The sequence below is a fragment of the Candidatus Protochlamydia phocaeensis genome (assembly GCF_001545115.1).
Taxonomy (GTDB): Bacteria; Chlamydiota; Chlamydiia; order Chlamydiales; family Parachlamydiaceae; genus Protochlamydia_A; species Protochlamydia_A phocaeensis.
Genome location: NZ_FCNU01000031.1, coordinates 82015 through 94518 on the forward strand (window position 1 = coordinate 82015; position 12504 = coordinate 94518).

The window sequence follows — 12504 nt, forward strand, 5'->3', positions numbered from 1 at the left end:
CTTGAATTTTGTTTTTTTGCCTTCCCAACTGCACCGAGGCCTCAAATAGGAACAAATGATAAGAGTGTTTCTTAAAACTGCTAGAGGAAAAGCTCCAAACTCAGGTTATTATAAACAAGTGAACTCGACTCGAATTCACTTGTATAACTTTCCTAATGATTCCTGAAAAGAGGAAATCTCCTCCTTTTAAAGAGAAACGACTGATTGAGCCACTTCACTTGGATTGAACTTTGTTCGCAAAAAGTATAAAGGCACCCCAAAAAATAAGGCTCCAAGCCCCCATACGATTTGAAAAGCCGTCGCATGCAAAAGCAGCCAAAAAATTCCAGTCAAGGCAACTAACGGAATGGCTATATAGAGGACTTTCTTCACAGAAGAAGAAGGCAGCCATCCTCTCTTATAAAAAACAATGACAGCCAGGCAAGTCGATGCATACTGAGCAAAACGAGAGACAACACTGATTGTCACTAACTGAGTAAAACTTCCAGACAAAGCGATCACTGCCGTCATTCCCAAAGTTAAAAGAATGGCCCAAATAGGCGTATCAAAACCTCCCTTATAGGCAATCCAGCGCGGAATCATCCCATCTTCTGCCAAAGCCACTCCGCTCCTTGGCGTAATAAAAGAGGCTGAGATATTGACCCCTCCAATTGAGACTAACATGGCAGACATGACAATCCATTGTCCCGTTGATCCAACAATTTCATTGGCGGCATGGGCAATGGGAGTGGGATTATCATCTAATGCGGAACCTAATATACCTATAGAGATCATTTGCACAAGAATATAAAGTAAGGAACAAAAGCCAATCACAACCATAACGGCAATAGGCAAGTTTTTCTTGGGATTTTTCATTTCCCCCGCAGCAACGACCAATGTCTCGAAACCGCCAAATGCATAAAAAATAACCAAAGCAGACGCGCCAAATGCGCCTGTTTCCCATTCTAAAGAGGAAAGAGAGGCAAAATTTGCCTGATCCATATAAAAAACGCCCACTACTACGAAGAATACTAATGGCAAAAGCTTGGCAACTGTAATCATATTATTCAAATATTTAAGAATGCGCACACCGCCTATAATATTTAATATCCCTAAGCTTCCTGCTATTCCTAAAATAAGCAAACTACGGACAGGCTCTTGCAAAACGTCCGGCCAAATAGAACTCAAAGCCGTAATAAAGCCGACGATTAGGGAGGCCCAAGCGGTTACACCAATGATCCATCGCATAAGGCCGATTTCAAAACCAATAAATTCTCCAAAAGCCTCTTTAGCGTAGATATAAGCCCCTCCACTGCGATTGAAAAGAGCGGAGCATTGAGCAAAACACCAGGCAATCGCTAAGACAAGCAGGGTCACAAAGCCATAAACAAACAAACTTGCACTTCCAACAAGCGATGAGACTTTGCCCGGTAAGAGGAAAATCCCCGAACCGATAATGCCGTTAATTCCCAGCAAAATAATACTGATCAGCCCCATTTTTTTACTGTCATTCGACTTCATCTTTCCATCCTTTCTGCGGCTCTTGCCACAAAATAAAGAAAGAGTCTAAAGATATCAGACCGTTTTTCAATCATTAACTCCGGATGCCATTGGACGCCTAATACAAAAGAATCGCCCATTTTCTCTGCGCCTTCTATCAACCCATCCTTTGTTCGGGCATTCATTTGCCAGCCAGGTGCAAGCTGTTTAATCGCTTGGTGATGAAAGCTATTAGTTAAAATAGCGGGCTTTTCTAAAATTGTTTTTAATTTTGTTCCCTCTAAAATTTCTACACTATGAGAGGATACCTCTACACCTGCTTGCTGCGAGTGTTTTAGAACAGAGGAGGTGTAATAAGAAACGTCTTGATAAAGCGAACCGCCAAAAGCGACATTAAGCAATTGAAGCCCCCGGCAAATTCCCAAAATAGGCTTGCCCATTTGATCAGCATAATGGACTAATTTAATTTCATATTCATCCCGAGCCGGATAAATATCTTGCAATAACCGATCCGGTTCTTCGCCATAAAAATGAGGATGGACATCGTACCCGCCAGATAATAAAAGACCATCAATTAAGGTTAACTGTTGCCAAATCGCTTCATTTCCGGAAATAATGGGCAAAATCATCGGAATGGCGCCTGCCTGATGAATCGCTTTGATATAGTCTTGTCCAACATAAGCGCGTTCTCTTCCCCTAAAACATCCTGTCTCAATTGTCAATAAACTGGCAGAAATTCCGATGACCGGTCTTTTAATGACATGTGTTTTCATAATACCGACAAAATTAAATAGTTAGATAAATAAACAAAAAATTATATTTACAAATCCATCATAGGATCTGATCGCTTTGATCGCTAAGAGATTGACAAACCAATGCTCTTGTCAGCTATTTAGCAATCTAAAAATAAACGTTTTGGGGAAGAATAAGAATATCCGGCTATACCGGACAACCATAGGGACAACCACTCTGCAAAGATAGCGTAAGCACAGAACCTTGAAGTGATAGAATGAAAGAATTGTTGCCCATAGTTAGACATGTTATTTAATGATTAATTCAATGATAAGAAAAATTATATTTTTCTGCAATAAATAAATTAACATTCATTAGAAAATTCTAGAATCCAGTTTGACAACTTTATTAATAATAAGTTATTCATTATGGTTATAATAGTAGGTTTAATAAATGGATTCCCCTTTTTCTCTTCCCACTCTGATTTGCCTTAAAACTGAGAGGCTTTTTTTAAGGACTCCTCAAGCACTTGATGCTTTGCCTTTAACAAATTTTGAGCTGCGCAATCAAGCTTATTTAAGGCCTTGGGCCTCTTCTACAGGAGAAGATGTCTTTTCACTTGAAGCCTGGCAAAAAAAGCTTTGCCTCTGGGAGCAAGAGCAGCAACAAGGCCTTTCGCTGCGTTTTTTATTCTTTCAAGAGCAAAATCCCGATTTTATGATTGGCTCTTGCCATTTTACGCAAATTTTTAGAGGAGCTTTTCAAGCCTGCTATCTCGGCTACAAGCTGGATCAACATTTCCAAGGGCAAGGACTCATGTTTGAGGCTCTTCGGGCTTCTATAGGATATGTATTTACCACTTTGAATCTTCATCGCATCATGGCCAATTATATCCCCTCCAATACACGAAGCGCCAAGCTTTTGGATCGCCTTCATTTTGTCATTGAAGGCTATGCCAAAAATTACCTCTTAATCGATGGATGCTGGCAAGATCATGTACTCGCTTCTTTGACAAATGTCAATTGGCACCCCTAAGAGGAGCCGTATACGCGTATTCCTTTACAATCTCATTCTTCAGAAAGCGTCGAATTACTTATATTCAAGATGATTTTGAATCTAATTCAATGACTCTGCATTTCCTAGTTCCTTTTTAAATAATTTCTATTTTTAATAGAAAAATCTTATTTTGTTTATTGATCCATTTTAAACAAAGTATTAAAATTAAAGATAAAAAAATCAATTTTTTATGACTCAATCTCATCCCTCCTTTCCTTGGTATAAAGACGGTTTGCATTTCAGTTGCACGCAATGCGGAAAATGCTGCACGGGGTCTCCGGGCTTTGTCTGGGTCAGCGAGCAAGAAATGGCTGAAATGGCGCAGTTCCTGAAAATTTCCATAAAAGACTTTAAGCGCCTGTATGTCAGGCGCCTTCATAACCGTTACTTGCTGGTAGAGAAAAAATCTCAAAACCATGATTGTGTCTTTTATAAAGACCGCAAATGCCAGGTTTATCAAGCGCGGCCAAGCCAATGCCGGACATACCCATTTTGGAAAGAAAATCTTCTTTCGCCTCAAAGCTGGGAAGAAGCTGCTCAAACCTGCGAGGGCATTTGTCCTGAGGCTCCTTTGATCTCTTTTGAATCTATTCAAGAACAACTTAAGCAACAGATCAGCGACCAAAATGAGCACTATGTGCCAGCCTCTCCAGAAGCCAATTATACCTAAAAATTAAACTAACATTTCGACTAGTGCGAAAGCTCCTGCGATTAAATGATCGTAAGCGACCCCATATACGGACCCGCTTACGATCGTTTAACGCAGGGCTTTGTTACTATCCAAATGCCGATTTAAATTTCCCTCTGGAATTAACCGCTCTCTTCTACAATCTGCCCTTGGAACATATACCATTGCCTACCCTTCAGCTGGTTAGCCAAGGTCATATCGTGCGTGATCATGATGGTGGCTGCTTGCGTGCGCTTGATAAAATCTAACATCAGATGGACTAATTTTGATGCGGAATCCGGATCTAGTGCAGCTGTTGGCTCGTCTAGCAGCAGCAGTGCCGGATGCATCAATGTAGCCATGACAAATGTTAGAATCTGGCGCTGCCCCCCTGACAAGCATCCCATTGGCCGATGCAAAAGCGGATCTAAATCAATATCCACAGAAGCCAGCTGATCGGTTAACGCTTGCCTCAAAAAACGGGCATGGGAATTCTTCAAAGTTGCCTTTTGACCTTTTAAAGAAGCAATGGCAAGGTTTTCTTGCACAGTTAAAGAAGGAAAGCAGCCTGCAAGAGTATTTTGCGACATGCGGCTGATCCAGCGCGAACGCTCCTTTTCTGTCCGACCGACCATATTTTCCCCTTTTAAGCTGATGCGCCCTTCTTGGGGTTGAATGCGGCCTACAATGGCATCTAGCAAAGTGCTTTTTCCTGAACCATTCACTCCTTTCAGAATGACTAATTCTCCGGGATATGCTTGGCATGACAAATGTTTTAGAATAGCTTTTTCTTGCCTTTCAACCGTTAATTGTTCGATTTGCAATACAGGATCGGCTAGCATGCCACCCTCCTTTCTGCAGCTAAAAGCGGAGAGCGGCTCAATTGCAGAAAAAAGACAATCAAGATACCTTTGATTAAATAATTCCAGGAAGGATCAACCCCCAGAGCAATTGTCATGGCAAAAAAAGCTTGGCAAATCATTGCTCCCAAAACTAAAATCAAACTGAAACGTGCTGTCATCATTTCGGCAATAATAAGGCCTGTCAGCCCCATCATCATCATTCCCATGCTGCCAGTAATGGAATAAAAAGCCGTCAGCTGAACGAACAACCCCCCGGCCAGGCCTGAGCAAGCGCCGGCCAAGCTAAATCCTAAAACTTTGTAAAAATTGACGCTTTTTCCCAAACTAGCTAATAAATGCGGGTTGCATCCGGCCGCTCGAATTAAGATACCCACTTCTGTAGCCAACAACTTTTTAAGAAGCCAAAAGATTAGGCTGGCCAAGCCGGCAAGCAAGATCAATTGATTCATTGCTGGATGAGAAAAAGGCATCCAATCGAATAAAGATGCGGTGGTCATTAAAGACACATTTGCTCCAGCCATCTTAAGATTGATAGAGTAAAGGGCGGTTGTCACGACAATTCCGGCAATGAGGTGATGCATGTGAAGTTTGGTATGCAGCAAACCCGTCAAACATCCTGCAAGAGCGCCCGCCACCAGGGCGGCTGGGATGCTCCATATGGGATGGAAACCGGCAAGCAGGCCGGCAGCGACAAGCGCTCCGCCGAAACCGAAGCTCCCCTCAATGGACAGATCATCGCATCGAATCACACGGGAAGTTAAATAGACCCCTATGACGACAAATCCAAAAATCAAACCTTGCAAGCCGGCCTCTTGAATCATTTCTAGTAGCATATTCATGGTTTTTTTCCTGCTTGTTGGTTAACAATTATAGCTTCTCCAATCCATTTTTCAGGCATGGATAATCCTAGCTCTTTTAGAACTTCTTGATTGATAACGGCAAGCGAAGAGGATGATTGGGCAAGTGCAAGATCGCCGGGCTTTTTCCCTTTTACAAAAACTTCCACCGCTAAAGCAGCCGCTTTTTCCCCCGACTGAAAGTAATCCACTCCCCTTGCCGCTAACGCTCCTTTTTCGACTAATAAATTGTCGCTTACGATTAGGGGCCTATGATGCGCACGAGAAATCTTGGCCAATGTCGGCAATGCCATGGCGACCGTATTATCAATTGGAGTTAAAATGGCATCGCTTTTTTGCATAGCCGACGTGGCCGCCATCGCCATTTCCGATTCTTGGGAAACACCGACTAAAATCACTTGCATGCCCCGCTTTTCCAGTTCATCTTTCATTTTGTCTTTAACTGTTACCGAATTGATTTCACTGGGATTAAATAGAATTGCCACCCGTTTTGCTTGAGGGACAAGATCAATAAGCAATTCGATCTCGTTTGGCACATTAATCATGTCGCTTGTTCCACAGTGATTGGCTTGTTTAAGGCCGGCTTTTTCCGGGTCGGTGACGGCTGCAAAAAAAATTGGCTTTTGCCTCTCAACAGAAGCTGCGGCCTGTGCGGCGGGAGTGGCAATGGCAAAAATGCCGTCTATGTGGCTATCGGCATGAAATCGCTGCGCAATGCTGCGCGCTTGTGCGATCGATCCCTCTGCATTTTGCACGACAAAGCGCACTTTGCCATCCAGCTGAGCATTTAATTCTTGCATAAATCCTTCGCGAGCCTGATCAAGGGCTGGATGCGAAGCTGTTTGCAAAATGCCGATTGTCAAAACAGAAGACTGTTCTTGAGAGGAGGAGCAGCTTGCTAAAGCAGCAAGCAACAGAAAAGCTCCTACCTTTTTCATCCGTGTGATCCAATTTTCTAACATACATTCTCCATAAAAAATTTTGAGCAAAAAAAAAGCCCCAGCTGAATCTCAGCTGGGGCTTAAACGTCAAGCCACTACCATCCGTTAGCAGGTAGGGTCATCCCCAGCTGTCAAGGTAATAATAGCAGTAATAATAGTTGGAAAAAGATTGGCAGGCAGGCGCAGGCGCAACAGCAAGGCTGTTGGATAAAGCAAAAGAAAGTGAAAGAGGCTTTCCTGCGTTCATGATTTTTCAATTAATTTGGATTTCTCTTTATTTTATAAATGAGAAATAAAAAAATTCAAGCTTTTTAATCCATTATTTCAGATAAGGCGCAATTCTTGAGATAAGGCCGTTGCTTTAAACCAAGCCATTATACATTCGACGACAGTCTCTTATCAATTTTTCTTCCTATGCCTTCTCTACTTTTAATTGATTGAAGCTTGATAGATCATGTTGGAAAGGCATTAAAAACCATCTCGTGCATCCTTAAATTGAATACACGAGATGATTTAATCTATTGCCCTCGTCAAGCGATTGTAATGGATCGATCTAAATAGACGTCTTGGATGGCGTTCAAAAGTTCAACACCTTCCTTGAATGGCTTCTGAAAGGCTTTTCTTCCGGAAATAACGCCCGTTCCGCCTGCGCGTTTATTGATAATGGCAGTTTTCACGGCTTCTGCTAAATCATTTTTACCGGATTCTCCGCCAGAATTAATAAGCCCGGCTCTTCCCATATAGCAATTGGCAACTTGATAGCGAGTGAGATCAATGGGATGGTCGGTCGTCAATTTTTCATAAACCAAATCGCTAGTTTTTCCGAAGTTAGGAATTGCCTTATAGCCTCCATTATTGACAGGCTGCTTTTGTTTGATAATATCTGCTTCAATTGTGACCCCCAAATGATTCGCTTGACCTGTCAAATCTGCGCTTAAAGAGTAATCTTTATCTTTTTTAAAAGCTGAATTGCGCAAATAGCACCACAGGAAAGTAGCCATTCCCAGCTCATGAGCGCGTTGGAAAGCTTTGCTTGTCTCCTGAATTTGGCGATGCGATTCCTCTGAGCCAAAATAAATGGTCGCCCCAATTGCAACAGCCCCCATTTCCCACGCTTGTTCAACTTGCCCGAAATAAATTTGATCATAACTATTGGGATAGCTAAGCAATTCATTGTGATTAAGTTTCACGATAAAGGGAATTTTATGCGAATAGCGACGGGCAACAGCACCTAACACGCCCAATGTCGAAGCAACCGCATTACATCCTCCTTCAATCGCCAACTTGACAATTCCTTCAGGATCAAAATAATCAGGATTGATGGCAAAGCTTGCGCCAGCAGAGTGTTCGATGCCTTGATCGACCGGAAGGATAGAAAGATATCCTGTCCCGCTAAGCCGTCCAAAATTAAAAATTTGCGCGAGGCTGCGTAAAACGGTAGGACGTCGATCAGTTTGGCTGACTACGCGGTCAATGAAATCTGGTCCCGGTAAATAAATCTTATCTTTAGAAATTGTTTTACATTGATGCCCAAGCAAGGATTGGGCTTCATCGCCAAGTAAAGATTGAATGGACGAACTCATAAATAAACTATCCTTTTGTCATGGTAACTTTTAATAGATCTTCTAGCGTCTGTTTTGTCCTGTCTTCATTGATGTGTTGAAAAGCCTGCATCCCCAATTGCTGGCCAATTTCGACTAGCATGGAGCGATCATCTATATAAATGATCTGGCCGGGTTTTACTTGCGCTAGGTCTAGAGCCATGTGATAAATCTCAAGATCCGGCTTGCGCAGATGCACAAAACAAGAACAAACAAACATATCGAACAGCTCTTTCAGCTTAAATTTTTCAATGCGGTTTAACATCAGTTCGCGTCCTTCATTGCTGATGCCTACCACTTTCAATCCATGCTCTTTTTTGATATTTTTCATCAATTCCAGCATCGTTCCTAACGGCTGCGACTGTGAAAACATAAAATCTTTAAAATTTTCAAGAGAAAAGCTCCTAGGTTCATAAAAAACCACGCGCTTAAGATATTCATCCAATGATAGTTTGCCAATTTCATAAGTATCGAAAGTAAGAGCATGCCGAGTATTCATTTCTAGAAAGTCTAAATCAAAAATATGAGCCGCTTTTTCACGCATACGATGATCCCAGCCATTGGTCAGCAAAACCCCACCGATATCTAAAAATAAAGCCTTAATATTCACGCTCATTCCTCTCCATTAATCTGAATTGGTTTTGGTCTTTTGGCTATTTAAAAAATCTAAAACCATCGCGGCTGATCCAATAACCCCGACTTCCTTGCCAAGCTTAGCAGGAACAATTTGTAAATCCCGCGTCGCGACTTTTAATGCTTTTTCCCTTACTCCAGCATTAATAAATGAAATAATTTCAGGCCAACCGTCCACAATCCCTCCCCCTATAATCATGCGTGAAGGATTTAAGGCATTAATTAAATTGATGCACCCGGCAATTAAAGCCTGCTTGATTCTTTCGACAATAGATGTCGCAAGCACATCTCCTTCCTTATAGGCCTGCAAAACAGTTTTGGCGGTTACAGCATCCAATTGATTATCAGCTAATTCCAACAAACGCACGCCTTCTGGGCCATGTGTTTGAATCAATTCTTTCGCATATTTAGCTATTGCCCATCCCCCGGCAAAAGCTTCCCAACATCCTTTATTTCCACAGGTGCAAAGCGGACCGTGAAAATCGATTGTCATGTGTCCGATTTCACCGCAGGTGTTGCTAGATCCAGTTAAAAGCTTGCCCCCACTTATGATCCCCCCGCCGATTCCCGTGCCAATAAAGACGCAAATCAAATCTTTGCACCCCTTGCCAGCGCCATAAACCCATTCCCCCCAAGTAATGGCGCGTACATCGTTGATGATTTTGACGGGTATCCCCAGAATTCTTTGAAGATTTTCCTGTAGAGGAACATTACGCCATCCTGGCAAGTTAGGAGCGAAATAGACCGTTCCAGATTGTGCATCAATTTGTCCTGCGACACCAATGCCGATTCCGGCTATAGGAAGATTTTCTTTATTGCGCAAGGCATCGATTGCTTCCAATAGTTGTTTCTCAACGGCTGCCGGTCCGCCTGCCGCATTAGTCGCCAAACGGATATGGTCTTTAATTACTCCGGAAGAATGAACAAGGCCCGCTTCAATTTTAGTGCCGCCTAAATCGATTCCAATCGTATGCATGTGATTTGAAACTATCATTTTTTTATCACTGCCAAAAATATTAGAGATCAAAAGATTAATTTAAAAAGATATATAATCTTTCAATGTTTTTTAAGCGACATAAATGAAATTGCAGAAGGAGTCCGGCTTTGGCAAAAAGTATTTACTCCTTGACTAAAAAAACAAAAAAAAATTTATTAAGCGAAAAAAATCAAGCCACCCTTAAAGCATGGCCGCCTTATATTGCCTTTTAAAGGATGTATTAAAACTACTAATGACCTAGATTCACGTTCTTCCCGTAGGAAAGACGAAGCTAGGCTATTATGAATTCGAGGGCAGTCTCTTTAAAAAAATTTAGCAGGGTATGACTTCCTACAACTTAAATAAACCCCTTCCCTATGTCTTTTGACCTTGAGAAAAATGAAAAGCTTTCACCTATATGGAGAATGACCACTATTCTCATCATGGTTATAGGCTTTAGTATTTTAGGATTAGTGACACGCCTTGCCTATGATAATATCCCTCCTATTCCAGAACAAGTTATTAGCCCAACAGGAAGAGTCCTCTTCACTGGAAAACAAGTTGCCCACGGACAAAAAGTTTTCCTGAAAAACAATTTAATGGAGCATGGAACGCTATGGGGCCATGGCGCTTATCTAGGCCCTGATTACAGCGCCTCGCATCTTCATGAACAAACCTTGACCATGCAAAGACTTTTGGCCACTAAAATTTATGGAAAGCCTTTTGCTCAACTAACAGAATTTGAGCAAGGATCTATTTTGCAAGAAGTCATCAAAATTTTAAAACATAATCGCTATGACGCTAAAACAGGCATTCTGACTCTTACAGATGAAGAAAGCAAAGCCTATGAGCACAGCCTTGATTTTTGGAAAAATTATTTTACCTCGGGAGAGGCTCCGGGATTGCCTAAAAATTATATTTCTGATCCGGAAGATTTAAGTGCGCTCACCTCTTTTTTCGCATGGGCAGCTTGGGCAGCTGTAACAAATCGCCCGGGTGAAGAATTCACCTACACAAACAATTTCCCTTACGATCCTCTTGCCGGCAATTATCCAAGCGCTGATGCTTATTTATGGAGCGCTTTAAGCTTAGTCTTTATTATAGGCGCAACAGGCCTTGTGCTTTTTATCGTCAGCAAATTTGGCCTAGGCTGGGGTGGAAGCGGGCAAAGGCATGTCTGCGAAACCCATTTAACCCTTCCGCCTCTTACAGCAAGTCAAAAAGCCATTGCGAAATACTTAGTCATCACGGCTCTTTTATTTCTCTTGCAAAGTTTAACTGGCGGAGCATTGGCCCATTACCGGGTCGAATCCTCTTTTTATGGGCTGCCTATTATCGATTATTTTCCTTACAATCTTCTGCGAACATGGCATCTGCAATTAGCCATTTTTTGGATTGCTACAGCTTGGGTTGCAGGCGGGCTATTTATCGCCCCTTTACTTAGCCAGAATGAGTGGCGCTACCAAAAGCTTGGAGTCAATAGTCTTTTTGGAGCCCTCCTCTTTGTTGTAGTAGGAAGCATGGCAGGAGAATATTTAAGCAGTAAAAACTTTTTTCAAGATGACTGGTGGTTTTGGATCGGCAATCAAGGATCCGAGTATTTAGATTTAGGACGCTTCTGGCAGTATTTGCTTATAGCGGGATTTGCTTTCTGGCTATTTCTTCTTTTTCAAGCCTTAAAGCCCGCTTTTCGTAGGCCAGCTAGGCGTGAGCTGTCTATTTTATTTTTTTTGACGGCTGCGACAATTCCTATCTTTTATGTCCCGGCCGTTTTCTATAATCATGATACCCATTTTACCTTGATTGATAACTGGCGATTTTGGATCATTCATCTTTGGGTCGAAGGATTTTTTGAAGTTTTCTCTACAGTCCTCGTGGCCATTATTTCCGTACAAATGGGAATTATTAGAGCCATTACAGCATTACGCATTATTTATTTGGATGCCATTCTCTATTTAGCAGGAGGAGTGGTAGGCACGGGACATCATTGGTATTTCACAGGGCAAACCAATGTCAACATGGCCTTGGCGGCTTGCTTTTCCGCTATGGAAGTCGTTCCTCTAACACTTTTAACAATGGAAGCGCGCGATTTCATTCGCGTTTCACAAACAAAATGCACCAAATGCGGCCACTATTTAGCAGAAAAGCAACAATGGACAATTTATTTTCTCATTGCAGTTGGCATATGGAACTTCGTTGGGGCTGGAATATTTGGTTTTTTAATTAATCTCCCGATTATTTCCTACTTCGAAGTCGGAACAAATTTGACGCCCAATCATGGGCATGCGGCCATGTTCGGCGTATTTGGAATGCTTGCGCTTGGAGTCGTCATGTTCTGCATGCGTGCTATGCAAAATGAAGCGTTATGGAGACGTACAAAGACGCTTATCAAAGTCGGCTTTTTTGGATTAAATATTGGAATGGCGCTCATGGTCATTTTAGATCTATTTCCAGCAGGAGTGCTTCAACTATGGGATGCAATTGAGAATGGATATTGGCACGCAAGAGAACTGTCCTATTTAATGTCCGGAACTTTCCATACTCTCGAATGGATCCGCCTCATTGGAGATTTAATTTTTATCTTGGTTGGAGTCATTCCCATCGTATCTGCTATTTTTATTACTTTCCTTCCTCAAGGATTCTCATTCAATAAACTAGAAAAGCAGCCAGCCTCCTTAAGGTAAAGGATAAGAAATTAC

General features: G+C 42.0%; 12 protein-coding genes. 4 read left to right on the forward strand and 8 right to left on the reverse strand.

The genetic code is table 11. From position 1 onward, the window contains the following. Nucleotides 1–186: 186 nt before the first annotated feature. A complete protein-coding gene (locus BN3769_RS12060; RefSeq protein WP_068470938.1) occupies nt 187–1500 on the reverse strand; it encodes an APC family permease in 1314 nt (437 codons plus the stop codon). Then, nucleotides 1497–2252, reverse strand: a complete 756-nt coding sequence (locus BN3769_RS12065) for a gamma-glutamyl-gamma-aminobutyrate hydrolase family protein (RefSeq protein WP_068470940.1) — start codon at nt 2250–2252, stop codon at nt 1497–1499. Before BN3769_RS12065 ends, BN3769_RS12060 begins: the two co-directional genes overlap by 4 nt. Before the next feature lie 412 nt (nt 2253–2664). Between BN3769_RS12065 and BN3769_RS12070 the strand changes: the two genes are divergently transcribed. Together BN3769_RS12070 and BN3769_RS12075 are read left to right on the forward strand one after the other, a co-directional pair. Further along, nucleotides 2665–3246 (forward strand): GNAT family N-acetyltransferase, encoded by a 582-nt coding sequence (locus tag BN3769_RS12070; RefSeq protein WP_068470942.1) that lies wholly within the window; start codon nt 2665–2667, stop codon nt 3244–3246. Nucleotides 3247–3457: 211 nt separating this feature from the next. Beyond that, the gene (locus BN3769_RS12075; RefSeq protein WP_068470944.1) at nt 3458–3937 is read left to right on the forward strand and encodes a YkgJ family cysteine cluster protein; all 480 of its coding nucleotides are present in this window, start codon (nt 3458–3460) and stop codon (nt 3935–3937) included. Between the two features lie 140 nt (nt 3938–4077). On the opposite strand, the gene BN3769_RS12080 is transcribed toward BN3769_RS12075, so the two are convergent. From BN3769_RS12080 to BN3769_RS12090, 3 genes are read right to left on the reverse strand one after another with little or no spacing between them, the layout of a single operon-like run. Next, complete coding sequence (locus BN3769_RS12080; protein WP_068470946.1) at nt 4078–4776, reverse strand: ATP-binding cassette domain-containing protein; 699 nt, start codon at nt 4774–4776, stop codon at nt 4078–4080. After that, nucleotides 4770–5636, reverse strand: coding sequence for an ABC transporter permease subunit (locus BN3769_RS12085; RefSeq protein WP_068470947.1), 867 nt, complete (start codon nt 5634–5636; stop codon nt 4770–4772). The genes BN3769_RS12080 and BN3769_RS12085 overlap by 7 nt, the downstream gene beginning before the upstream one ends. After that, the gene (locus tag BN3769_RS12090; protein WP_068470949.1) at nt 5633–6616 is read right to left on the reverse strand and encodes an ABC transporter substrate-binding protein; all 984 of its coding nucleotides are present in this window, start codon (nt 6614–6616) and stop codon (nt 5633–5635) included. Before BN3769_RS12090 ends, BN3769_RS12085 begins: the two co-directional genes overlap by 4 nt. Before the next feature lie 137 nt (nt 6617–6753). Between BN3769_RS12090 and BN3769_RS14820 the strand changes: the two genes are divergently transcribed. Then, nucleotides 6754–6891, forward strand: a complete 138-nt coding sequence (locus tag BN3769_RS14820) for a hypothetical protein (protein WP_154017910.1) — start codon at nt 6754–6756, stop codon at nt 6889–6891. A 234-nt stretch (nt 6892–7125) separates the two neighbouring features. On the opposite strand, the gene BN3769_RS12095 is transcribed toward BN3769_RS14820, so the two are convergent. The 3 genes from BN3769_RS12095 to BN3769_RS12105 are packed head-to-tail and all read right to left on the reverse strand — an operon-like array spanning nt 7126 to nt 9823. Further along, complete coding sequence (locus BN3769_RS12095) at nt 7126–8178, reverse strand: class I fructose-bisphosphate aldolase (protein WP_068470951.1); 1053 nt, start codon at nt 8176–8178, stop codon at nt 7126–7128. Between the two features lie 7 nt (nt 8179–8185). Continuing rightward, entirely contained in the window at nt 8186–8812 is a 627-nt protein-coding gene (locus BN3769_RS12100; protein ID WP_068470953.1) for an HAD family hydrolase, read from the reverse strand. A 9-nt stretch (nt 8813–8821) separates the two neighbouring features. Further along, the gene (locus BN3769_RS12105; RefSeq protein ID WP_228840692.1) at nt 8822–9823 is read right to left on the reverse strand and encodes an ROK family protein; all 1002 of its coding nucleotides are present in this window, start codon (nt 9821–9823) and stop codon (nt 8822–8824) included. A 407-nt stretch (nt 9824–10230) separates the two neighbouring features. Here BN3769_RS12105 and BN3769_RS12110 point away from each other — a divergent pair, with 407 nt between their 5' ends. Then, nucleotides 10231–12489, forward strand: a complete 2259-nt coding sequence (locus tag BN3769_RS12110; RefSeq protein ID WP_228840693.1) for a nitric-oxide reductase large subunit — start codon at nt 10231–10233, stop codon at nt 12487–12489. The last annotated feature ends 15 nt before the right edge of the window (nt 12490–12504 follow it).

What these genes read in the sequence shown, in the direction of transcription:
- BN3769_RS12060 (WP_068470938.1), bottom strand. Translation starts at nt 1,500, where the DNA reads ATGAAGTCGAATGACAGTAAAAAAATGGGGCTGATCAGTATTATTTTG.
- BN3769_RS12065 (WP_068470940.1), bottom strand. Translation starts at nt 2,252, where the DNA reads ATGAAAACACATGTCATTAAAAGACCGGTCATCGGAATTTCTGCCAGT.
- BN3769_RS12070 (WP_068470942.1), top strand. Translation starts at nt 2,665, where the DNA reads ATGGATTCCCCTTTTTCTCTTCCCACTCTGATTTGCCTTAAAACTGAG.
- BN3769_RS12075 (WP_068470944.1), top strand. Translation starts at nt 3,458, where the DNA reads ATGACTCAATCTCATCCCTCCTTTCCTTGGTATAAAGACGGTTTGCAT.
- BN3769_RS12080 (WP_068470946.1), bottom strand. Translation starts at nt 4,776, where the DNA reads ATGCTAGCCGATCCTGTATTGCAAATCGAACAATTAACGGTTGAAAGG.
- BN3769_RS12085 (WP_068470947.1), bottom strand. Translation starts at nt 5,636, where the DNA reads ATGAATATGCTACTAGAAATGATTCAAGAGGCCGGCTTGCAAGGTTTG.
- BN3769_RS12090 (WP_068470949.1), bottom strand. Translation starts at nt 6,616, where the DNA reads ATGTTAGAAAATTGGATCACACGGATGAAAAAGGTAGGAGCTTTTCTG.
- BN3769_RS12095 (WP_068470951.1), bottom strand. Translation starts at nt 8,178, where the DNA reads ATGAGTTCGTCCATTCAATCTTTACTTGGCGATGAAGCCCAATCCTTG.
- BN3769_RS12100 (WP_068470953.1), bottom strand. Translation starts at nt 8,812, where the DNA reads ATGAGCGTGAATATTAAGGCTTTATTTTTAGATATCGGTGGGGTTTTG.
- BN3769_RS12105 (WP_228840692.1), bottom strand. Translation starts at nt 9,823, where the DNA reads ATGATAGTTTCAAATCACATGCATACGATTGGAATCGATTTAGGCGGC.
- BN3769_RS12110 (WP_228840693.1), top strand. Translation starts at nt 10,231, where the DNA reads ATGACCACTATTCTCATCATGGTTATAGGCTTTAGTATTTTAGGATTA.